Source organism: Winogradskyella forsetii (assembly GCF_013394595.1).
GTDB lineage: Bacteria > Bacteroidota > Bacteroidia > Flavobacteriales > Flavobacteriaceae > Winogradskyella > Winogradskyella forsetii.
The window spans coordinates 3,988,080-4,009,206 of the sequence record NZ_CP053348.1; the positions used below are offsets into that span (position 1 = coordinate 3,988,080).

The window sequence follows — 21,127 nt, forward strand, 5'->3', positions numbered from 1 at the left end:
CTATTTTAGTGCGTCCTGCGAACTTCTCAAAATAAAGTTTCACCAATAAAAAACGCCCAGTAAAACAAGTGTTTTATCTGAGCGTTTTGAAACTAAATAACCAACCAAATTTAGTTTCATGTGTATCAACTATATTGACTTCTAATGGTCACATGGAACATCCAAATTTAAATCTATCGTATGATTCAAGTTTATTCTTGGATGCTTCTTTTATTTTCTCTAGTATTCTCTACTTTCTTTGTTTTTTGCTTACGCTTTTTAGGGGCTTCAGCTTGTTTCGCTGCTTTACCTTCTGCATTTGCATTTCTGTAATACTGAATGTATCCTCTACCTTTAAATTCATAAACCGTGCCAGAATTGGCATGGAACAACTCTACAGTACTATCATTAATAACGCTGAGTTCAAAGAATTCATTGTCGAAGAAATCATAATCTAATGTTAATGTTTTTAGATACATATTTCCTGATACATCACCTACACCATAGCCTCCTGTGAAATCCCAAAAGATGTCATTAGTGTTGTACAGGTTTTCATCTTGGGAGCTTCTAAAGGTATCGTCATTGCCACCAGACAAAAACTGAATGTAGTTCTCGTTATCAAAATCATTTAAGGCACCAAAATTACTCGTGTATGTTTTTTCCCAAGCTTCATATTCTTGCAAGAAATAATGAATATTATCATAGAAAATAAAGTCGTAATCAAAGTTGGAACGTTGGTAACCCTCTAAAAAATAAGACGTATCATTAAAAGGATTGTATAATTCAATCGTATTGTTATCTACTTGATACACATCAAAACTATCGTAACCATCGATAATGTGATTAACATCTAAAACCATATCATAAGCATCATAATTTCCAATTTCTACTCCATAACCATTGCCTTGACTTCCAAAACCAACTAGATTATTGTTGGCATACATACTACCATTATTAAAAGACACGGTAAATGCAATCTGTAAGAAAGGCGTTTCGCCATAACCTTGGGTCGAATTGATATCCACATACCATAGATCATAAGAATTCAATAATTGATTTAACGACATTGGCGCTTCATCAATATAATTTGTTTCCTCTACGTAACATGAGGTGAACAATGTTGCAATAAATGCAAATCCCAGTAGTAGTTTTAAATTCTTCATAATCTAAGGGTTTAAAGGTTATTACTTAGTGTAGTTTCAAAACGTGTGCCAAAAAAATTTTCCCATTTTATTTCAAGCGAAGCCGCAAAAAGCATTACGCCAAGATTTGCGGAATAACGTAAAAATCATCCGAGTAATTAGTGTTCGAACCTCTTTGCGATTCTCTTTGCAAACTCTGTGTATCACCGTGAAATAATTTTAAATTCTTTCGTTGCAACTTCGTGCCTTTGCGAGAATTTTTTTATATTATATGGAAAGCATACCCATTTATTTGCATTAGCCTTTCATTAAAACTTTGCTTATTTTTGAACTATAAATTAGGTTAAATCTTATGAGTAATACCACAAATTATGCCGTCTTTGGTGCAGGAAGTTGGGCAACCGCCATCGTAAAAATGCTTTGCGAAAATTTAGACCAAGTGGGTTGGTATATGCGCAGCGTTTATACAAAAGAGCATCTACTAAAAGAACAACACAATCCTAGTTATTTAAGTTCGGTGGAGTTTAAAACGGAACAATTAAAGCTGAGTAATGACATCAACGAGATAGCGGAGTGGGCAGATGTTCTCATATTTGTGATTCCGTCGGCTTTTATACATTCTGAATTAGAAAAGCTTACCACAGACATTAGCAAAAAGACCATAGTTTCAGCGGTAAAAGGCATTATGCCAGAAACAGGAAAATTGGTTGGCGAGCAGTTTCATGACGAATACAACATTCCATTTGAAAACATTGCCGTTATAGCTGGCCCATGCCATGCGGAGGAAGTGGCTTTAGAACGTTTGTCTTACCTTACCATTGCTTGTGACGATATTAAGAAAGCACAAGCTATCGCAGATAACTTAGCCAGCGATTACATCAAAACTAAAACTAGCGATGACATCATTGGTATTGAATATGCTGTAATGTTAAAAAACATTTACGCCATTGCGGCCGGAATTGCTCATGGTTTGGGGTATGGTGACAATTTTCAGAGTGTATTGATGAGTAATGGTATCCGAGAAATGAAACGATTTATCAAAAAGATGCACAAAATGAAACGTAACATTAATAACTCAGCTTATTTGGGCGATTTATTAGTCACTGGATATTCCGTTTTTTCCCGTAACCGAATGTTCGGAAACATGATAGGGAAAGGTTACACCGTAAAATCTGCACAAATGGAAATGAACATGATTGCCGAAGGGTATTATGCCACAAAGAGTGCGCACGAACTGAATAAAAAGAACAAAAAGAAAACACAACTTCCTATTATTAACGCGGTTTACGATGTACTTTATGAAAACAAGAACCCAAAAAAGGTGTTTCAGAAGTTGGTGGATAAGTTGGATTAGTAGTGGAAAGTTGGAAGCACGAAGCATGAAGTTGTTAGATTTCTCGTAAAGGTGGGAAGGCCACACGCTTTGAGCACAAATTGGTAAAATCCGTGTCCAAGAAATTCATGATATATCCGCAAAGATTAGTGTTAATTAGTGAAATTCGTGTCACCTTTTTTTCCATTCAAATCTGTATAGCCTCCATGAATCTCTGTAAAACAATAAAATCTAAACTTTGTGTAAAAAGGACTTACTTAATTGATTCTCGACACAGAGATTCCTGCCTTCTCAGGAATTGGTTACTTCACCAAAACACCCTTCAATTGCATCAAAGGAATAGTCTGTAAAGCCTTATCATTGATAGTATTTTTTCTAAACAAATACGACTTATCATACATTTGGTTGCCTTCAAAAAACGTAATCTTAAACTCGTTATTTAGCTCTAAAACTTTGTCTTGTAAGTATTCTATTTTAGCATAGCTACGCGCTGGTAGTTTTGCAAGGGTATGACGCATTGGTGGTGTCATTTTTTTATCAGAATACCCTTGGGAGACAATTAGTACGGTTTCTAAATCTTTATCACTATTGTTTATGATATAGGCATTCCAGTCTTGGGTCTTGTATTCTAAATGTTCTTCCTGTACAACCGCAACATGGACATCTTTGACTTCTGGGATTTTTATATCTTTTTTCATGTTGCAAAAATAGCAAACTATTCAAAATACGTGTTTTTGTAATTAGAAACCGCAATACCTCTTAAGCTATACACTACAAAATGATTTAAAAGTTCCTCATTGCTATAGTTTTCAATAAGATTGTTATTTCTAAGCGCAACTTCTTCAAAACGTTTAAAGTACAAGTTACAGAAGAGTTGCAAACTCACTTGAGGTTTTATAAGTCCTTTGGTTCTTGCCTCTTTTAGCAACCCGTAAATAGTTTCGTTAACAATTTCATATCTAAAGGCATCAAAGACGTCATTAGCCTTTGGATAATATTTTTTTAGTCCGAAAATGAACGATGGTTTAAAATCATTAAGGCGTTCAAATCCAATTTTGTAAATTAAAATAATCTTGGTAATAGCATCATAGTTATCATTATTTAAAATCTTATCAACCGCTTGTTTCAAATTAGCTATCAGGTATGACACGCTCGCAATAACCAGATGTTCTTTGCTTTCAAAATAGTTGTAAATGGTCTTTTTTGAAATACCAAGGGCTTTTGCTAAATCGTCCATAGTAATTCGCTTACTGCCAAACTTGGTAAAGTTGGACACCGCATATTTTATTAGCTCACTTCTTTTTATCATTTAACCTAAAAACAATTTTTAAAAACTATTCTACTAGAATGGATAATAGCGGAATATTCATCCCAGAAGCCATTACCCATGTTTTACTTTTGTGAATTATAGATTCCCAAAACCCATATGTTTTGGGAATCATAACCAATAAACGTGAATTGTATACATCCATTAAATGTTGTATCTCTTGTTCTAAATCAACGTATTTAAACTTGTACTCAACAATTATACTAAACTCTTTGGATAGGCTCAAAGCATAATCTTTTAATTTGTCCCTGTTTTTTATTAGGTTACCCATTGATTTTGCGGTTAACATAGAGTTCCCTGCGTTTACAAGTAACCTTTTTAAACAATATCAATTTCGAGTTAAAGAGTTGAGCGAGTTATGCTGCATACAATACCGCATTATTAGATAATTTGGAAAAAATTTGTTGCCACTACAATAGCATTCATAATTTAATTTTTTACTAATAATGAAACATTTATTTCCAGCCGCCACCAAGTGCTTCGTATAAATTAACGACACTCAATAACTGCTGTAATTTGTTATCAATAACATTCAGCTCAGCATTTAACGCGCTTTGTCTGGCTGTTAAAAGGTCTAAATAATTAGCATAGCCGTTGGCTAATAATTCTTCAGAGTTGTTTTCCGCATTTCTTAGTGCCTCTACTTCTTTAATACGATATTCAAACTTTTCGGTTTCTGCATTATAAGCATAAAGCGCATTAGAGACTTCATTGCCAGCTACTAATAGGGTGTTTTTAAAATTCAATAGGGCTTGTTCTTGTTGTGCTAGTGCAACTTCGTGCTGTGTTTTAAATTTTCTTTTATTAAAAATAGGCTGTGCTACTCCACCTACCAAATTGGTAAATAATGAATTAGCATTAAACCATTTATCAAACTCTAAACTCTGAAAACCACCAGATCCCGTGAGGGTTAGAGATGGATAAAAATTACTCCGAGCTACGTTTGTCATTTCAAAAGCTTCAATTAAACTATATTCAGAAGCTATAACATCTGGCCTATTGCTAAGCAAGGTGGCTGGTACACCAACCTTTATATAAGATTCTAGGCTTTGGTTGTCTATGTCACCACGCTCTATGGGTTGAGCTGGTCTTCCCAATAAAAGGTTTAGAAGGTTTTCTGTTCTAAATATTTCAACCTGAATATCTATAAGTAAAGCTTTTGCATTATTATATTGTGCTATATTTTGATCGACAGCAACCTGAGTTTCCTGCCCTGCTTCTTTTAAAGCCTGGATGGTAGTCACACTACTATCTCTTGCCACAACGGTTTCTTGGGTTACCATTAATTGTGCATCTAAGGCCAATAATTGGTAATAGGTTGAAGCAATATTAGAAACCAGTTGGGTCTTTACTGCTTTATGCGCTGCTACACTTTGTAGATATGAGGCTTCACCAGCACGCTTATTACTTCTTATTTTCCCCCAGATGTCAGCTTCCCAAGAGAGATTTCCAGTCGCTTCGAATTGATCTATAGAACCGTTAAAAAAAGAACCAAACTGGCTGTTTTTAGACAATTCTTGATGCGTTACAGAAGCATTGGCACTTAGACTCGGCAAATAGCCTGCCTTACCTTGTTTCATATAAGCTTCTGCAACTGTCATTTGCTGAATTGCCGTTCTTATATCCAAATTATTTTGAAGCCCTTCGTTAATGTACTTCTGTAAGTCACTGTCTGAAAATAATTCGGTCCATGAGATATCAGCCATAGACATACTGTCTGTAGCTAAGTTATCCGTTCTAAATAGGTTTTCAGTTTGTTCAAGTTCTGGTCTTTTATAATCTTTGGCTACAAAACAACTTTGTAATGTAAATGCCATGATTATTACAATAGCTGTTCTGTATATATATGGTTTTTTAATAAGTTTCATTTTACTGCTCTTTTGTTTCAGTTACTAATGGTTTACTGGATACTTTTTCTTGTAACCATTGAAAAACTATGAATAATATTGGGATTACAAAGACTCCTAAGATCGTTCCGATTAACATTCCTCCTGCTGCTCCAGTACCAATCGAGTTATTTCCTTCTGCACCGACACCTTGTGCCAACACTAATGGCATTAGTCCTAAAATAAAGGCGAATGACGTCATTAAGATTGGTCTTAAACGGGCTTTGGCACCATTTATGGCTGAATCTACTAAACTCTCTCCATTTTTTCTACGCTGCAAAGCGAACTCTACAATTAATATGGCATTTTTAGCTAATAATCCAACAAGCATAATTAGAGCAATTTGGAAATAAATATTGTTTTCCAATCCGAAAAACTTGGTGCTTATATAAGCTCCAAAAACTCCAAATGGTAATGAGAGTACAACGGCTAGAGGTACCAAGTAGCTTTCATATTGTGCACTAAGCAAGAAATACACAAACAAAATACTTAAAATGAAAATAAACGTCGTCTGGTTACCTGCATTTACCTCCTCACGCGTTAAGCCAGAATAGGCTACTGTGTAATTACTAGGCAGTTTGGCGACTTCTTCTTCAATAACCCTAATTGCATCTCCTGTACTATATCCAGGATTTGTAGCTCCTGTAATCGATGTAGAGTTAAAGAGGTTAAAACGTGTTACCGACTGCGGGCCATATACGCGTTTAAGAGTTACAAATTGTGTAATCGGCGCCATGCTACCAGTATTGGTTCTAACATACATACTGTTTAGGTCATCTGCCTTTGCTCTATCTTCTGGTAACGATTGAATATAAACTCTAAACTGCTTACCAAATCTTGAAAAATCTGAAGCATACACACCACCTATATAACCCTGAAGTGTTGAAAAAATACTGTTAATAGGCACGCCTTTTTCTTTGGCCAATGGAACGTTGACTTCCATTTCATATTGTGGATATTTTGTGTTGAAAGCCGATTGTGCATACTGAATTTCAGGGTATTTCATCAACGCCATGGTAAACTCCTGATTGGCTTTGTCTAAATCTGTAAATTCACCTCCAAATTTATCCAATAGGTTTACTTCAAAACCTGCAGAATTACCGAAACCTCTAATACTTGGTGGAGAGAAGAAGATAATGTTGGCTTCTGGGATCGTTGCAGCAATACCAAATAATTTTCCTATCACGGCCTGTGAAGACAATGAAGGATCTTCACGTTCGCTCCAATCTTTCAGTTTTAAAAACCCAATAGCGTAATTACTACCAGCACCACTTATTAAACTTCGTCCCTTTACAAAAGACAATCCTTCAACACCTTCCATATCTACTGTTCTGGCATATAAATCTTTTGTTACAGCATCTGTTCTATCTAACGAGGCACCAGCAGGTAATTCTATATTTACAAATACAATTCCTCTATCTTCATTAGGTACAAACCCTGTAGGTGTAGTTTTAGAGGCCCAAAAAATTCCGACTGCTGCTATAATTAATAATAGGGCAGAGAGCCATTTTCTTTTGTATAAGAACTCAAGAGACTTTCCATATTTAGATACCGTAGCGTTGAATCCACGATTAAAAACGGTGAAGAAACGTTGTAGCGGATTTTTTCTTTTTAGTTCTTCGTCATATTTGTGTTCTTTTAATAATAAAGCACATAATGCTGGACTCAACGTCAATGCGTTTACTGCAGAAATCAAAATGGCTATAATCAGTGTTACTCCAAACTGCTCATAAAACACACCTGTTGGACCAGAGATAAATGTCACTGGAATGAACACCGCAGACATTACCAGTGTAATGGACACAATGGCTCCTGATATTTCATTCATCGCTTTTAGGGTCGCTGTTTTTGGTTTTTTCTCACCATCATCCATTTTTGCGTGGACCGCTTCCACAACCACAATGGCATCATCCACAACAATACCAATGGCCAACACTAATGCAAATAGGGTTAATAAGTTAATTGAGTACCCAAACAAATTCAGAAAAAAGAACGTACCAATAATAGATACGGGAACTGCTATTGCAGGAATTAACGTGGAACGAAAGTCCTGAAGAAAAATAAACACCACCAAGAATACTAATAAAAAGGCTTCCATTAAGGTACTTATCACTTTATCTATAGAGGCATTTAGAAATAAACTGGTATCATAGGGCACAAAAATGTGTAATCCTTCTGGTAAGTCTTTCTCAATACCATCAAGTGTGGTTTTTATCTCTTCAATAATTTCTTGAGCATTAGAACCTTTGGTTTGAAAGATTCCCATAAAAACCGCAGAATTTCCTAAACTTTCAGCATTTGAAGAATAGGATTGCGCATCGAGTTCTATTTTAGCTACATCATTTAGACGTAAAAATTCACCATCACCTAACGCTTTAATAACAATGTCCCCATACTGTTTGGTTTCTTTAAATCGTCCACTATAAGTTAAAACATAAGAAAATGATTCGCCGCTGTTTTCACCTAAAGCACCAGCTGCCGCTTCTAGGTTTTGCTCTTGTAAAACTGCAGTAATATCTGAAGGAATTAAATTATAGGCTGCTAATTTTTCTGGTTGCAACCAGATTCGCATAGCATAATCTTTTTGCGAAAACACACTTACATCTCCCACACCTTTAATACGTTGCAAGGCTGGTATGACATTGATTTTTAAATAATTTTGAATAAAGGTAGCATCATAATCTTCACTATCTGTATACATCGATAGGAACATTAATGCACTCGTCTCTTGTTTTTGCGTCGTAACACCTGTTTGTTTTACCTCTTGAGGTAACAATGGATTAGCTCTTGCCACACGGTTTTGAACGTTAACTGCCGCAATATCAGCATCCATACTTTGGTCAAAATAAACCGTAATATCTGCGCTACCATTATTCGAAGCTGTAGATGTAATGTAGGTCATGCCTTCTACACCGTTAATTTGTTCTTCAATAGGTATAATAACACTCTCTAAAACAGTTTCTGCATTGGCGCCAGGATATGACGCTGCTACTTTAATTGTTGGCGGAGCAATATCTGGATATTCTTCTATTGGTAAGCTAGTAATGCTTATCACACCTAGCATAACTATAATAATAGAAATAACTGTTGAAAGAACAGGTCTTTCAATAAATGTCTTTAACATGGGCTGTGAAATTTCTAGTTTTTAAATATTGGTTTGATAGGCTTTGTAACGTCTTCAAAAGGGACTTCTTGAGGGGATATTATCATATCATTTTTTAGCTTACCTACTCCAGTTGTCACAATTTTGTCTTCTGTAGTAAGACCTGACTCGATGACATATAAATTGTCTACCGCTGCTTTAACCTGTACAATGGTATTAATTACTTTATTGCCTTCACCAAGTTTGAAAAGCATAATTTTTCCTTGCTGTTCATAAGTGGCTTCTTGTGGCACAACAATAACATTTTCATATACTGTTGGTATTTGTATTTTACCACTATTTCCATTGGTTAATAGTTGATTAGGGTTATCAAAAACAGCTCTTAAACTTACGGTTCCTGTATTTTGGTTAACCTGTCCAGTACTAGTTTGTATTTTTCCTTTTTCAGAATAAGTGCTTCCGTTAGCTAAAATTAGATTGACATTAGAATAACTTTTAAGTTTGTCTTCTAACGTTTTTCCTTCAGCATTTTGTAAAAAATCCAGATATTGTGATTCATTCAAACTAAAAAACGCATATACTTTACTTATATCGCTAACGGTTGTTAAAGGTTCTGGATCATTAGGACTTACCAAAGTTCCCTCTCTAAAATTAATAGCTCCTACATTCCCATTTACAGGACTTTTAATTGTGGCATATCCTATATTGGCAGCAACGCTACTATAATTGGCTTTTGCTTGAGCTAAGTTGGCCTTTGCGGTTTCTAACTGTACAGGACTAATTATATTTTTTTCTACAAGAGGGATTAATTTATCCACTTCTACTTGTGCAACATTAATACGTGCTTTGGCAGCGCCAGCATCTTGACTTAAGGATTGAGTTTCTAGTTTAAACAACGTTTGTCCTTTACGTACTTTTTGACCTTCATCGACCAAAACCTTTTGTATATATCCAGAGACTTTTGCTCTTACCTCACTATTAACAATACCTTCTATGTTTGTAGGGTATTCTTCATTTCCTGTTACTGTTTTTTGCTCTAGTTGCGTCACTGGAAAAGGTGCAGGAGGTACTGCCTGCTGCTGTGGCGCTTGTTCTTCATTCTTACAACCTGTTAACATTAATGCAAATGCAAACAGTGCTATGACTGAATATGAGTTTCTTCTTTTCATTTCGGTTGGTTAAAGTTTAGTGTTTTTTTCTATGATTTTTTTTCTAAGTTTCTGTAATGCCTTTGTAGCTGCGTCTAAATATTCTATATAATCATCATGAAACTCTAGATTGAATTTTGATTCTTGTTCTAAATCTTTGGATTCGTTTATACACTTTTTATACTCTTTTATCTCTAGGTGTAATTGTTTTTCATTAACCCAAGTCTCTACCATATCATCTATACTTTGCACAATACTATCTTTATTGACGATAAAATATTTTTTTCGGTCTCCAAGTTTCGTGAAATACAAAATTTTCTTTAAATCCTGCAAATGATTTAGATGGGTGGATATAGTACTTTTACTGGCACAAAGGTCAGTTACAAGATCGTCAAAAGTGGTTCCAGATTTCCCTTTGAGAATTATATACGCTTTTATTTGAGCAGCAAGAGGTGACAGTTGTTCTTTACTTTCTAGAAAAACGCCCAACTTTTCTATGAGCGCTCTTTTTTGGCTACAAGTGATCATTATAAAATTAATTTGGACAAAAATATTATTAGTTCGGAACAAACCGAACTAACAGGGGTTAAATAATTGTTAAATAAAAAAGCCGATGAAAATCATCGGCTTAAAAGTCATTTTTTGGCTAAAAGTTTTTACAAAGCTGACTTAAACTGCTCCAAAAACCTCACATCATTCTCACTCAACAATCTAATATCACTAATTTGATTCAATAACATAGCAATACGATCAATTCCCATTCCGAAAGCAAAACCTGAGTATTCCTTAGAATCAATACCGCAGTTTTCTAAAACGTTAGGATCTACCATGCCGCAACCCATAATCTCTAACCAACCGGTTCCTTTGGTAATTTTATAGTCGGTTTCGGTTTCCAGTCCCCAATAGACATCGACCTCAGCACTTGGTTCTGTAAACGGGAAGTATGATGGACGTAATCTAATCTTGGATTTCCCGAACATTTCAGTTGTGAAATACTGTAAGGTTTGTTTTAAATCCGCAAAACTTACATCCTTATCTATATACAAGCCTTCCACTTGATGAAAAAAACAATGTGCACGTGCTGAAATTGCCTCGTTTCTATAGACTCTACCTGGTGAAATAGTTCTGATAGGTGGTTTATTATTTTCCATATACCGCACTTGTACTGAACTGGTATGTGTACGTAATAAAATATCTGGATTGGTTTGAATAAAAAATGTATCCTGCATATCTCTTGCTGGATGGTACTCTGGCAAGTTCAAAGCCGTAAAGTTATGCCAATCGTCTTCAATTTCTGGACCTTCACTTACGTTAAATCCAATGCGCGAAAAGATATCGATGATTTCATTTTTAACGATTGAAATAGGATGCCGCGCACCAATCGCAATTGGTTCTCCTGGACGCGACAAATCGCCGTAAATGCCTTTATCTTCTTCTTGACTTTCTAAGGCATCCTTAAGCGTATTCACTTTCGCTTCTGCTGTGTTTTTAAGCTCATTAATTATTTGCCCGAACTCTCTTTTTTGATCGTTCGCAACGTGTTTTAATTCGCCATAAAACTCCTTCAACAAACCTTTTGAGCCTAAATATTTAATTCTAAAGGCTTCAACTTCTTCTTTAGATTGCGCTGTAAATGCTTCTGCTTCTGCTATGAGTTCTTTTATCTTGTCTATCATGGTTTCTAAAAGTAGTTGGCAAATTTAATGATTTTATCAACAAAAAGCGCCTTCAATTTGAAGGCGTTTTGAAGTATTTAAAATTCTAAATAGTTTATTGCTTAATATAAACTTCTCTTTCAGTATAAGTTACACCTTCAAACGTATACACATCTTCATAATAAAACGTATTGCCTTCAAAACTTAATTCTTGAGAATAGGATTCACCTTCAATAATTTGGGTATATATTTCATTTCCGTCGTTTGTCCATGTTCCAGAAATTGACTCTTCTAGAACACAATTATCTTCAAAATCTTCTTCATAATAGGCATAATCAAACGTTCCGTCAGAACTAAAAACAAATGTTTCTTGCATTTCACAATCTGTTGGTGTATCCTCAACACCATTTACTATATAATTATGGTATTTCCATGTCCCAATCAATGGATCTTGAGAACTACTATCATCATCACTACTACATGAAATAAAAACCAAGGCAAACACACTTAAAAGTAAAACTAATTTTTTCATTTTTATTATCTTAAATTATTATTAAAGCAGTCAAAATAATATTTTATTTGACTTATTACAGCAAAAATTACTACATTTTAGTCAATATAGTCAGTCTCCACAAAATAGTTCACAATAGCCTCTTTCATCAACACACTTTGCTCACCTGCTTTTAAATGCGGTAATTGGGCTAATACTTTATAATGCGGCCAACCTTCATCATCTACAAAATCGAATTCATAAAACCCATAAGGTTCTAAAACTTTACAAATCGCAATGTGCATCAAATCCAATTTATGGTCTTTTTTAAATTCACGATGAAATTGCCCGAGTTCCTGCAAGCCAATAAGATAAATTATGGAATCCAAATCCAATCGGTCGCCATCTGCAAATTGGTTAGAGAGTTTTTCAACTACTAAATCCCAGCGTTCTTTTAATTGTTCGTCTCGTGCCACGTGTAGTTTATTTGTTTGTTTATAGTTTATTGGGTCTGGTTTACTTTTCCAATAGTTTTTTTAAGATTCAAAGTTAAGAAACTAAAATAGCTTCATTTGCGTTATGATATAAAAATGACAAAATTCGTGTACTTTTGCTTAAACCGCTAGTTGTATGAGTATTATTGATATTATTTTAGCAGCCTTATTGTTATTCGGCTTTATTAGAGGCTTATTTAAAGGCCTGTTTGTGGAAGTTGCGTCTTTGGTAGCTTTGGTTCTAGGTGTTTATGGTGCTATTCATTTTAGTTATTTTGCCTCTGGGTTTTTGGAATCTAAAGTGGATTGGAACGAAAAAACCATCAACATTGTCGCTTTTGCCATCACTTTTGTAGTCATAGTTTTAGTGATTGGATTGGCTGGAAAAGCACTGACTAAACTTGCGGATTTTGCAGCATTAGGAATAATCAATAAACTTGCAGGTGGTGTTTTTGGTGCACTTAAAATCGGACTGATCTTAAGTGTTTTATTAATCGTTTTTCATAAAATGAACAATACTTTGCCTTTTATGGAAAAAGAAGATTTGGAAGAAAGCATGCTTTATGAGCCGGTAAAATCTTTAGCACCTATGATTTTTCCGAATTTGATTAAGAGTGAGGATGAACCTTTGATTAGGGAGAAGGAGGCATAAATTGTATATACTTAATAGTTAGCTGTAATTTGGCTAGTCCAAAAACATTGATATTTATTGATTAAATGAAGAACCTCTTTTTAGTTTATTTTTTAGTAATTTTCTCTTTTTTATCATGTAAAAATCAACAAGATAAATTATCTGAATTGAATTTGTTGTATCAAGATAATTACGAATTCTCTAATAAAATATTAAATCGAAATAGGAGTTTTTACTACTTTATTATCGAAGAAAGACCTATACAAAAAATTGAAGCGTTAAATCAATTGGATTTAAGTTACCAATTACTGATCTCTGATTTAGATAAAGCAATCTCCAATCCACAAAGTAATCTTAAGAATATAACTTCAGAGTATAACAGAATTGCAAATGAAATTCCCAAAATAGTAAATGATAGAAAAAACTATTTGATATCAGGTTTTGAACCAATAAAACCAAGCTCTGATGAATTAAATCTTAATGCCATGAAGCTCAGACTCACAATGGCTATGGCTTATGCTTTCGAATATGCTGGACTAGCATCTTATCAGACAGACTCTACTTTTTTCGGCATTAAATCTTACTCTTCTAAAACTAAATGTAATGGTATAAAACTTTCTCTTACATCTAATAACGACCTGAAACAAGCATATAATAGAAATATCACTATCAAAAAAATCGAACTAAATGGAAAGGAAATTGAGCTGAAATACACATATAAAGATAATTACTCTTTTGCCGATATTGAATTTGATTCGTTACAAAAAGGAGAGTATAAAATAAATGGAATATTTAAGTTTTCTAAAGAAGGTTATGAATTGCAAATACCTATCAACGAAAAATTTAAAGTGGAATAAACACTACGGGCAACATCATGTTTTATTAATTGATTGGTCGTTACTTATTTGAAAAATTCCTTCGGAAATTTCTCGTGATTGTTTTTTGTTTACTAAATTAGTTACTGAACCACATTACTAACTATACACAAACACGTAAAAGTCACTTTTTCTGAAAGAGACCTACATGGTTTCGACTTCGCTCAACCACCTAAAAAATCTTGAAGGTCAAAAAAATCATTACTATTAATCAAGATGGTAAATTTCCATAATATCCATTAAATATTTTTCAAAGTCTATTTTTAAATCAATGAGTTTTCCGGTGTGTACATCAAATACCCAACCGTGAACTTTTAAACCTCTATCTCTATAGGCTTTTTGAACTGCCGCTGTTTTTATCAAATTAACACATTGTTCTTTTACATTTAATTCAACTAAACGATCGTACTTTTTTTCCTCATCCTGAATTGCATTTAATTCCTCACGGTGAATTCTATAGACATCTCTAATATTTCGTAACCAGCCGTTCAACACACCTAAATCTGCAGATTGCATAGCTGCCTTGACGCCTCCGCAAGCATAATGGCCGCAAACTACTACATGATTCACTTTTAAATGTGAGACCGCATACTCCACTACGGACATGGCATTTAAATCAATACCAGAAACCATATTAGCAATATTACGATGTACAAAAACTTCTCCCGGTCCCAAACCCATTAATTCTTCAGCCGTTACCCTACTATCGGAACAACCTATAAATAACAATTCAGGGTTTTGTCCTTTTCCTAATTCCTCAAAATAATTGGCATCGACAGCTAACTTGTCTTTAATCCATTTTTTGTTGTTACTAAATACGTTCTCTATATCCATAATTGCCTAATGTACGTCTTTTACGTTAGACCTCACCCATTGCAGACAAGTTTTGAAATCTTTAAAAATATGTTCTGTAGGAATAAAGTCTGGAATAATATCAATACGCTCCATCATATAACGCGGTTGTTTTAATAGCCCTACAAACAAGACTTGTATGTTATCCATTTTCAATTCTTGAAGCATATCTTCCATGGCATAAAGACCTGATTGGTCCATATACTGCATGCGCCCTAACCTTATAATAACTATTTTTGCTGTTTTGGGAATTTGAGAAGTTAAAGCTTGAAAATCGCTAGTAGAGCCAAAAAACAAAGGCCCTTTAACATGTTTTATAAAAACTTCCTCTCTTAAACTTGAAGGAAAACCTCCTTCATCTGCCCACGTTTCTTCCTTCAAAGATTTTACATCTGAGCGTTCTGCTGTTAAATCCCCTATTTTCTTCATAAACATTAATGAAGCAATAACCAACCCAATACCTACGGCATAAACTAAATTCCAAAATGTCGACAACACCAAAACAACAAGCATTATCAAGACTTCTGAACTTAATTTAATCGGCCCAAAGCTAATGTCTTTTGGTAATGCCGGAATCGCTTTTAACCCTTTATAATCCATCACTCCAATACCTACAGTAATCAAAATCCCTGCTAATACTGCAGCAGGAATCTCAGATGCTACAGGCCCTAAGGCCAAAAGAATAACAAGCAGTAAAACACCAGCAATCATCCCTGATAATCTTGTTTTGCCTCCAGAATTAATATTAACGACGGTACGGATTGTTGCTCCTGCTCCTGGAAGACCTCCGAAAATAGCACCAATACTATTACCAATTCCTTGACCAACCAATTCCTTGTTGGGCTTATGCTTTGTTTTGGTCATATTATCAGCAACCACACTAGTTAACAACGAATCGATAGCGCCCAATAAAGCTAAGGTTATCGCCGTAAAAATATAGGGTGTTAAAGATGCTAAACTAAAACCTGTAAAAATCTCAATATGAGGTAATGGTAATCCTGATGGAATTTCCTCAATGGGTCTATAATCCAATCCAAAACCGTAAGCTACCCCTGAGACTACGATTAATGCAACTAACGCACTTGGTATTTTAGAAGTCACCCTCTTAAAACCATAGACGATGAATATCGTCGATAATGCTAAAATGAGTTCTAACCAATTGATGTTTTTTAAAGCTCTTGGCAATACTTTAATTGTGCCTAAAACACCCGAGCTTGCAGACTTTGCCAAGGTCTGGGATTCTTTTCCAATATCATCTTCGGTGGTGAGCTTGGCACGCCTAATAGTTTCTTCAAAATTCTCTAAAACGAGAATACCTTCGCCGGCTTCCTCCTTTAAAATATTCTCTAAAATTAATTCTTCTGCTAGCGGCTTAAACTGACCAACTAAGTCAATATCTTCTTTAGGATAATAACCAACAGCAGGTAAAATTTGAGTCACTAAGATAATAACACCAATAGCAGTCATAAATCCAGACACTACGGGATATGGAATATACCTAATGTATTTACCTAAGCCAATGGCTCCAAGTCCTATTTGTATAAGACCTGCTAATAAAAATACGGTTAAAATTGCTGGGAGCGCTTTTTCCACACTACCGTCGTTTGCGGCAATAATACCGGCTATAACTACCATGCTTACAGCGGTCATTGGTGCTGTAGGTCCAGATATTTGTGTATTGGTGCCACCAAATAGTGCCGCAAAGAAACTTATGAAAATAGCGCCATATAAACCTGCGCTAGGCCCAAGACCCGATGACACCCCAAAAGCTAATGCTAACGGCAGTGCTACAATACCTGCCGTAATGCCACCAAAAGCATCACCTTTGACATGTTTAAAGAAGTCTTTCATGTTGTATTTTTTCCTAAGTTAATCTAATATCCTTAGATATTCAATTTGTCTAACTCAGAAATTTACAAATGCTATAATATTTATTTGATCTCTTCCAGAAGTTTCAAAATACTGATTCATGTAGCCTAATTCCAATCTTAAATTATCTGAAAACTTATAGCCTAAACCTCCATAAACTCTATTTCTATCAAAGATTGAAGATTCTGTATTCAAGAATATTTCGTTATAGGCAGAAAGGTATAATGGATTTTTGCCGCCTTCCTTATATTGAAGTGGAACATTGATTCCCAAAAAATACCTAAATCGCATTCTAAAGTCGTCCTCAACGAAACGTTGTTCAAAACGGTAACGATGATTCAAACCAACTTTTCCAACATTTTGTTTTGTTATAAACTGTTGAAAAATTCGGTGCTCGTTTACGGATACTTTTTCGTCTGTATCACCAACATAATTTTCAGATAAAATATAACCATAACCCAACAAAATATTGTTGTTGTTTTCGGTTAAGTTATAGCCAATACCTGTTCTTAAAAGCAACTGCTCTAAATCTCCAATGGCATTGTAATTTCTATACTGAACCTCGTTATGGATATTCCATTTAGAATTCAGTTTTTTATTACCAATGTAAATTAACCAATTTCCTAAATTACTATCTTGACCCACAGCAAAAAAAGGCAACACTAATGCGATGATTAGTGTTGCTATTTTACTTTTCTTTTTCATTTTAAATTGACTCATCAATTCGTTGTCTATTTATTAGTAAAATTCAACGGCACCAGTATTAACATTGTACATAGCTCCAATAATTTTAATTTCTCCGTTTTTCTCCATTTCGGTTAAGATTGGACTCTCAGCGTGAATTCTATCTATGGTTAACTCTACGTTCTTTTTGGAAACTTCGTCAACAAAATCTAAATTTGCAGACGTTCGTAAACTTTCATCTTTAGGTTCTGATACTGCATTTACAGCAGGTGTAATTTTTTGTATTAATTTGGTTAAATTACCCATTTCCGCATGGTCACATGCGCCTTTAACAGCTCCACAGCTTGTATGACCTAGTACAACTATTAACTTTGTTCCTGCCAATTTACAAGCAAACTCCATACTCCCTAAGATATCTTCGTTTACAAAATTTCCAGCAATTCTTACACTAAAAATATCCCCTAACCCTTGGTCAAAAACCAATTCAGCAGACACTCTTGAATCTATACAACTTAATATGGTTGCAAATGGGAACTGACCATCGCTTGTATCATTTACCTGTTCTAAAAGATTACGGTTGGCTTTCAAATTATCTTGAAACCGCTGATTTCCTTCTTTTAAAAATTCTAATGACTTTTCTGGTGTCATTGTTGACTGGGTTTCTCTTGTATGTGCTTTCATCTTTATTTAATTTTTTTATTTATTTAAATTCTGTTTAATTATACTCTCGAAACCAGTAGCGAAACATTCAACTTATTGACCACTTCTCTCAGTGATATTTGCTTTGCATTAGTTGTTTTGTTTTTAGCTCTATCTACATACAATAAATTAATACTGTTTTTTTTGAGATACGAAGAGAGCGTTGTCATAGCGTTGTCATTTTGCTCAAAAACATATTCTACCAGTTTTTCCCCATTGATGCTAGCATTTTCGTCTTGAACTTTTTGACTATTTATAATTTTAAACGATATTAATGGTGTCGTTGTATGTGTTATTAAATCTTTAGAAAACTCAGTGTCAAAAGTGCTATTGGAGCCATTTAAGACACCTAAGCTCATTTTTTCATTGGGCACCAACGCATTTTCGTTTGAAGAAATCATTATAACACCATTAAAAAGTTTTAACACAAAAAGTGTAATACTATCTCCTATAAGTTGAAACGGAGGTGAATCACGTTGGCCTAAAACAATAATATCTGGTTGAGATGATTCAATGTAATCACTAATTTCATCTTTAATATTTCCAAATGAAAAATTATAATCTATCTCTACCTCATATTCCTTGGAAACAGTATTAACTAAGGCTTCGATCTCCTTTTTAGTTTTATTTTGCTCTTCATTTAAAATACGCATTGCAGATAACTGATTATCCGTATTAATAATGTTTATGTGTTCTTTAACATGAAATAATTCAATTTTTGCATCTATCATATTAGCCAAACTCACACTACTTTTTAAGGTGGTACGTGCCATTTTATTCAAATCTGAAAGTACAAGTATTTTATACTTATAATTTTTCATAATGGTCTAGCTTAAACTTATATCTGATTTTGGTCTCAATTGAAAGAACTCAATAAAACTTGGAGGATTTTCAACTATACCTCTTTTTGAAATTAATTTGATATCAATATTTCTTTCTTTGGCCTTGAAAGCAAAATCGTCGAGAATTTCAACAATATCGTAATCCAAATATCTGGTTTTGGTCACATCAAATTCTAAAGAGGTATCTCTAGGCAAACTATCTAATTCTTTTAAAATCGCACCTTTGTTAAAGAACGTAACTTCTTCAGCAAGCTCCATTTTAATTTTATGTTTTCCGTTACTCTTATCTTGGATATGTAAGAAATGTGAGTTTTGGTAGCTTTTTATTAGTATTACAACTATACCTACTGCTAATCCTAAACCAATACCCACCAATAAATCTGTAAATACGATTCCTACTACGGTAACAAAAAACGGTACTGATTGTTTCCAGCCTAACTTATACATTTTCTTAAATAAAGCTGGCTTTGCCAATTTATAACCTACAATTAGTAAAATGGCGGCTAAAACAGATAAAGGAATTTTATTCAGTAACGTAGGAATTAAAATCACTGAAATTAGTAAAAGGAAACCATGAATAATTGCAGACATTTTCGTCTTTCCACCAGATTGAATATTCGCAGAACTTCGCACGATTACTTGCGTTATAGGAAGTCCACCTATCAACCCTGATATTATATTACCCGTCCCTTGAGCTAATAACTCTCTATTTGTTGGCGTTACATTTTTATCAGGATCTAATTTATCCGTAGCTTCCACACAAAGCAAGGTTTCCAAACTTGCTACTAGTGCAATTGTAAAACCTACAATCCAAACTTCTGGATTTGTAATCACTGCAAAATTAGGGAAACTGAATTGGCCAATAAAAGAGTCAAAATCATCTGGAACAGGAACACTTACCAAATGTGATTCTGCAATAGCAAGCGTATCATTAGACTGTGTGACCACATAAAAAATGATACCGACCACAACAGCGACCAAAGGTCCTTGAATGATTTCGAAAATTTTTCCTTTTTTGGATAGTACATTGCTCCATAACAACAAGATACCCAAAGATATAAAGCCAACAATCATGGACCCTAGGATAAGGTTGTCAAAAATATGCCAAATTGCCGAGAAGGTGTTTTCACCAGACATTTCAAAAAAGCTATCAGCTCCTTCAGGTTCAGCGTCATACCCAAAGAAATGAGGAATTTGTTTCAGAATAATAATAATTCCGATACCTGTAAGCATGCCTTTAATCACTGAAGAAGGAAAATAATAGCCTATAATTCCGGCTTTTAAAATCCCAAATACCAATTGAATAATTCCACCAAGAACCACCGCAACCAAGAAGTTTTCATAACCTCCCAAGGTGCCGATGGCTGTTAGTACAATTGCTGCTAGGCCAGCAGCAGGTCCACTTACTCCTATTTTAGATCCACTTAAAGATCCGACTATAATTCCTCCAATAATTCCGGCTATTAAACCAGAGAAAAGAGGTGCTCCACTGGCTAAAGCAATACCTAAACATAATGGTAATGCCACAAAAAATACAACGACACTTGCAGGTAAATCGCTTTTTAAAGTTTTAAACATATTAATGATGATTTATTATTAATGAAAAAATGTACATAGTTATTTTTAATATTTTGTTGAGGACAAATGTCCAACGAATCAAAGGTCTTAAACCAGAGATCCCGCCAAATACTAAATCAATTTCAGCACAGGAGCGGGATTAGTTCAACTAACTATTTTGAATGCATTTCTTAGCAATCTTTTCAAAACAAAGTTTCACTAATAAAATATTAAATGAAATCGGGCGGTGGGGAAATTAAATTGAGATGTGGTTTTGGATACTGCTTAAATGTATATCCAATAGAACTAGTATTTACCTCTTCTTCAAAAAAACCACTGGAATTTGGATTAGAAGGTTCTAAAACCAACTTTACGTGTTGATTTTCTTCTTCTTCCGCAATACTATAGAAACAAGTGACATCTGAAGTATCATCAAAAGATACAATAATCGTAGGTGCAGAGATGAATACCATTAAAAGAATGGTAAAAAACACTGCTGATTTATATTTGTATTTCTGAGTCATAATCCGTAAATATAAGACTAAGAAATTAACAAACTGT

The 21,127-nt window shown here is 34.4% G+C and carries 21 protein-coding genes; 3 read left to right on the forward strand and 18 right to left on the reverse strand.

The genetic code is table 11. The features are described 5' to 3' along the window. Nucleotides 1–191: 191 nt before the first annotated feature. The gene (locus HM987_RS17115) at nt 192–1,142 is read right to left on the reverse strand and encodes a nicotinic acid mononucleotide adenyltransferase (protein ID WP_179009236.1); all 951 of its coding nucleotides are present in this window, start codon (nt 1,140–1,142) and stop codon (nt 192–194) included. Between the two features lie 331 nt (nt 1,143–1,473). Here HM987_RS17115 and HM987_RS17120 point away from each other — a divergent pair, with 331 nt between their 5' ends. Further along, entirely contained in the window at nt 1,474–2,475 is a 1,002-nt protein-coding gene (locus HM987_RS17120; RefSeq protein WP_179009237.1) for an NAD(P)H-dependent glycerol-3-phosphate dehydrogenase, read from the forward strand. A 281-nt stretch (nt 2,476–2,756) separates the two neighbouring features. Here HM987_RS17120 and HM987_RS17125 read toward each other — a convergent pair whose 3' ends face one another. From HM987_RS17125 to HM987_RS17170, 10 genes are all read right to left on the reverse strand, one after another. Further along, nucleotides 2,757–3,152, reverse strand: a complete 396-nt coding sequence (locus HM987_RS17125) for a hypothetical protein (protein ID WP_179009238.1) — start codon at nt 3,150–3,152, stop codon at nt 2,757–2,759. A gap of 17 nt (nt 3,153–3,169) precedes the next feature. Beyond that, nucleotides 3,170–3,763 (reverse strand): TetR/AcrR family transcriptional regulator, encoded by a 594-nt coding sequence (locus HM987_RS17130; protein WP_179009239.1) that lies wholly within the window; start codon nt 3,761–3,763, stop codon nt 3,170–3,172. 25 nt (nt 3,764–3,788) lie between these two features. Further along, a complete protein-coding gene (locus HM987_RS17135; protein WP_179009240.1) occupies nt 3,789–4,052 on the reverse strand; it encodes a hypothetical protein in 264 nt (87 codons plus the stop codon). A 184-nt stretch (nt 4,053–4,236) separates the two neighbouring features. Beyond that, nucleotides 4,237–5,649: an efflux transporter outer membrane subunit gene (locus HM987_RS17140; protein WP_179009241.1), complete on the reverse strand. Its 1,413-nt coding sequence runs from the start codon at nt 5,647–5,649 to the stop codon at nt 4,237–4,239. A 1-nt stretch (nt 5,650) separates the two neighbouring features. After that, complete coding sequence (locus tag HM987_RS17145; protein WP_179009242.1) at nt 5,651–8,791, reverse strand: efflux RND transporter permease subunit; 3,141 nt, start codon at nt 8,789–8,791, stop codon at nt 5,651–5,653. 14 nt (nt 8,792–8,805) lie between these two features. After that, a complete protein-coding gene (locus tag HM987_RS17150) occupies nt 8,806–9,939 on the reverse strand; it encodes an efflux RND transporter periplasmic adaptor subunit (RefSeq protein ID WP_179009243.1) in 1,134 nt (377 codons plus the stop codon). Between the two features lie 9 nt (nt 9,940–9,948). Further along, nucleotides 9,949–10,446 carry a GbsR/MarR family transcriptional regulator gene (locus tag HM987_RS17155; RefSeq protein ID WP_179009244.1) on the reverse strand — a complete coding sequence of 166 codons (498 nt, stop codon included), beginning with the start codon at nt 10,444–10,446 and terminating at the stop codon, nt 9,949–9,951. A 128-nt stretch (nt 10,447–10,574) separates the two neighbouring features. Continuing rightward, nucleotides 10,575–11,594 (reverse strand): phenylalanine--tRNA ligase subunit alpha, encoded by a 1,020-nt coding sequence (gene pheS, locus HM987_RS17160; protein WP_179009245.1) that lies wholly within the window; start codon nt 11,592–11,594, stop codon nt 10,575–10,577. Nucleotides 11,595–11,688: 94 nt separating this feature from the next. Beyond that, nucleotides 11,689–12,105, reverse strand: a complete 417-nt coding sequence (locus HM987_RS17165) for a lipocalin-like domain-containing protein (RefSeq protein WP_179009246.1) — start codon at nt 12,103–12,105, stop codon at nt 11,689–11,691. A 77-nt stretch (nt 12,106–12,182) separates the two neighbouring features. Next, nucleotides 12,183–12,539: a hypothetical protein gene (locus tag HM987_RS17170; RefSeq protein WP_179009247.1), complete on the reverse strand. Its 357-nt coding sequence runs from the start codon at nt 12,537–12,539 to the stop codon at nt 12,183–12,185. Nucleotides 12,540–12,693: 154 nt separating this feature from the next. Here HM987_RS17170 and HM987_RS17175 point away from each other — a divergent pair, with 154 nt between their 5' ends. Together HM987_RS17175 and HM987_RS17180 are read left to right on the forward strand one after the other, a co-directional pair. Next, on the forward strand, nt 12,694–13,209 hold the full coding sequence (locus HM987_RS17175; protein WP_179009248.1) for a CvpA family protein: 516 nt from the start codon (nt 12,694–12,696) through the stop codon (nt 13,207–13,209). 65 nt (nt 13,210–13,274) lie between these two features. Next, complete coding sequence (locus HM987_RS17180; protein ID WP_179009249.1) at nt 13,275–14,045, forward strand: hypothetical protein; 771 nt, start codon at nt 13,275–13,277, stop codon at nt 14,043–14,045. Between the two features lie 225 nt (nt 14,046–14,270). On the opposite strand, the gene HM987_RS17185 is transcribed toward HM987_RS17180, so the two are convergent. From HM987_RS17185 to HM987_RS17215, 7 genes are all read right to left on the reverse strand, one after another. Then, nucleotides 14,271–14,897: a carbonic anhydrase gene (locus HM987_RS17185; RefSeq protein ID WP_179009250.1), complete on the reverse strand. Its 627-nt coding sequence runs from the start codon at nt 14,895–14,897 to the stop codon at nt 14,271–14,273. Between the two features lie 6 nt (nt 14,898–14,903). Next, nucleotides 14,904–16,766, reverse strand: a complete 1,863-nt coding sequence (locus HM987_RS17190; protein ID WP_179009251.1) for a SulP family inorganic anion transporter — start codon at nt 16,764–16,766, stop codon at nt 14,904–14,906. A gap of 54 nt (nt 16,767–16,820) precedes the next feature. Further along, nucleotides 16,821–17,489, reverse strand: a complete 669-nt coding sequence (locus HM987_RS17195; protein ID WP_229724494.1) for a DUF2490 domain-containing protein — start codon at nt 17,487–17,489, stop codon at nt 16,821–16,823. A 33-nt stretch (nt 17,490–17,522) separates the two neighbouring features. Continuing rightward, nucleotides 17,523–18,149, reverse strand: a complete 627-nt coding sequence (locus HM987_RS17200; protein ID WP_179009253.1) for a carbonic anhydrase family protein — start codon at nt 18,147–18,149, stop codon at nt 17,523–17,525. 38 nt (nt 18,150–18,187) lie between these two features. Next, nucleotides 18,188–18,988, reverse strand: a complete 801-nt coding sequence (locus HM987_RS17205) for a universal stress protein (RefSeq protein ID WP_179009254.1) — start codon at nt 18,986–18,988, stop codon at nt 18,188–18,190. Nucleotides 18,989–18,994: 6 nt separating this feature from the next. After that, a complete protein-coding gene (locus tag HM987_RS17210) occupies nt 18,995–20,587 on the reverse strand; it encodes a SulP family inorganic anion transporter (protein ID WP_179009255.1) in 1,593 nt (530 codons plus the stop codon). A gap of 209 nt (nt 20,588–20,796) precedes the next feature. Beyond that, entirely contained in the window at nt 20,797–21,090 is a 294-nt protein-coding gene (locus tag HM987_RS17215; RefSeq protein ID WP_179009256.1) for a hypothetical protein, read from the reverse strand. Between the last annotated feature and the right edge of the window lie 37 nt (nt 21,091–21,127).

Coding starts and splice junctions, on each gene's coding strand:
- HM987_RS17115 (WP_179009236.1), bottom strand. CDS start 1,142: ATGAAGAATTTAAAACTACTACTGGGATTTGCATTTATTGCAACATTG.
- HM987_RS17120 (WP_179009237.1), top strand. CDS start 1,474: ATGAGTAATACCACAAATTATGCCGTCTTTGGTGCAGGAAGTTGGGCA.
- HM987_RS17125 (WP_179009238.1), bottom strand. CDS start 3,152: ATGAAAAAAGATATAAAAATCCCAGAAGTCAAAGATGTCCATGTTGCG.
- HM987_RS17130 (WP_179009239.1), bottom strand. CDS start 3,763: ATGATAAAAAGAAGTGAGCTAATAAAATATGCGGTGTCCAACTTTACC.
- HM987_RS17135 (WP_179009240.1), bottom strand. CDS start 4,052: ATGGGTAACCTAATAAAAAACAGGGACAAATTAAAAGATTATGCTTTG.
- HM987_RS17140 (WP_179009241.1), bottom strand. CDS start 5,649: ATGAAACTTATTAAAAAACCATATATATACAGAACAGCTATTGTAATA.
- HM987_RS17145 (WP_179009242.1), bottom strand. CDS start 8,791: ATGTTAAAGACATTTATTGAAAGACCTGTTCTTTCAACAGTTATTTCT.
- HM987_RS17150 (WP_179009243.1), bottom strand. CDS start 9,939: ATGAAAAGAAGAAACTCATATTCAGTCATAGCACTGTTTGCATTTGCA.
- HM987_RS17155 (WP_179009244.1), bottom strand. CDS start 10,446: ATGATCACTTGTAGCCAAAAAAGAGCGCTCATAGAAAAGTTGGGCGTT.
- pheS (WP_179009245.1), bottom strand. CDS start 11,594: ATGATAGACAAGATAAAAGAACTCATAGCAGAAGCAGAAGCATTTACA.
- HM987_RS17165 (WP_179009246.1), bottom strand. CDS start 12,105: ATGAAAAAATTAGTTTTACTTTTAAGTGTGTTTGCCTTGGTTTTTATT.
- HM987_RS17175 (WP_179009248.1), top strand. CDS start 12,694: ATGAGTATTATTGATATTATTTTAGCAGCCTTATTGTTATTCGGCTTT.
- HM987_RS17180 (WP_179009249.1), top strand. CDS start 13,275: ATGAAGAACCTCTTTTTAGTTTATTTTTTAGTAATTTTCTCTTTTTTA.
- HM987_RS17185 (WP_179009250.1), bottom strand. CDS start 14,897: ATGGATATAGAGAACGTATTTAGTAACAACAAAAAATGGATTAAAGAC.
- HM987_RS17190 (WP_179009251.1), bottom strand. CDS start 16,766: ATGAAAGACTTCTTTAAACATGTCAAAGGTGATGCTTTTGGTGGCATT.
- HM987_RS17195 (WP_229724494.1), bottom strand. CDS start 17,489: ATGAAAAAGAAAAGTAAAATAGCAACACTAATCATCGCATTAGTGTTG.
- HM987_RS17200 (WP_179009253.1), bottom strand. CDS start 18,149: ATGAAAGCACATACAAGAGAAACCCAGTCAACAATGACACCAGAAAAG.
- HM987_RS17205 (WP_179009254.1), bottom strand. CDS start 18,988: ATGAAAAATTATAAGTATAAAATACTTGTACTTTCAGATTTGAATAAA.
- HM987_RS17210 (WP_179009255.1), bottom strand. CDS start 20,587: ATGTTTAAAACTTTAAAAAGCGATTTACCTGCAAGTGTCGTTGTATTT.
- HM987_RS17215 (WP_179009256.1), bottom strand. CDS start 21,090: ATGACTCAGAAATACAAATATAAATCAGCAGTGTTTTTTACCATTCTT.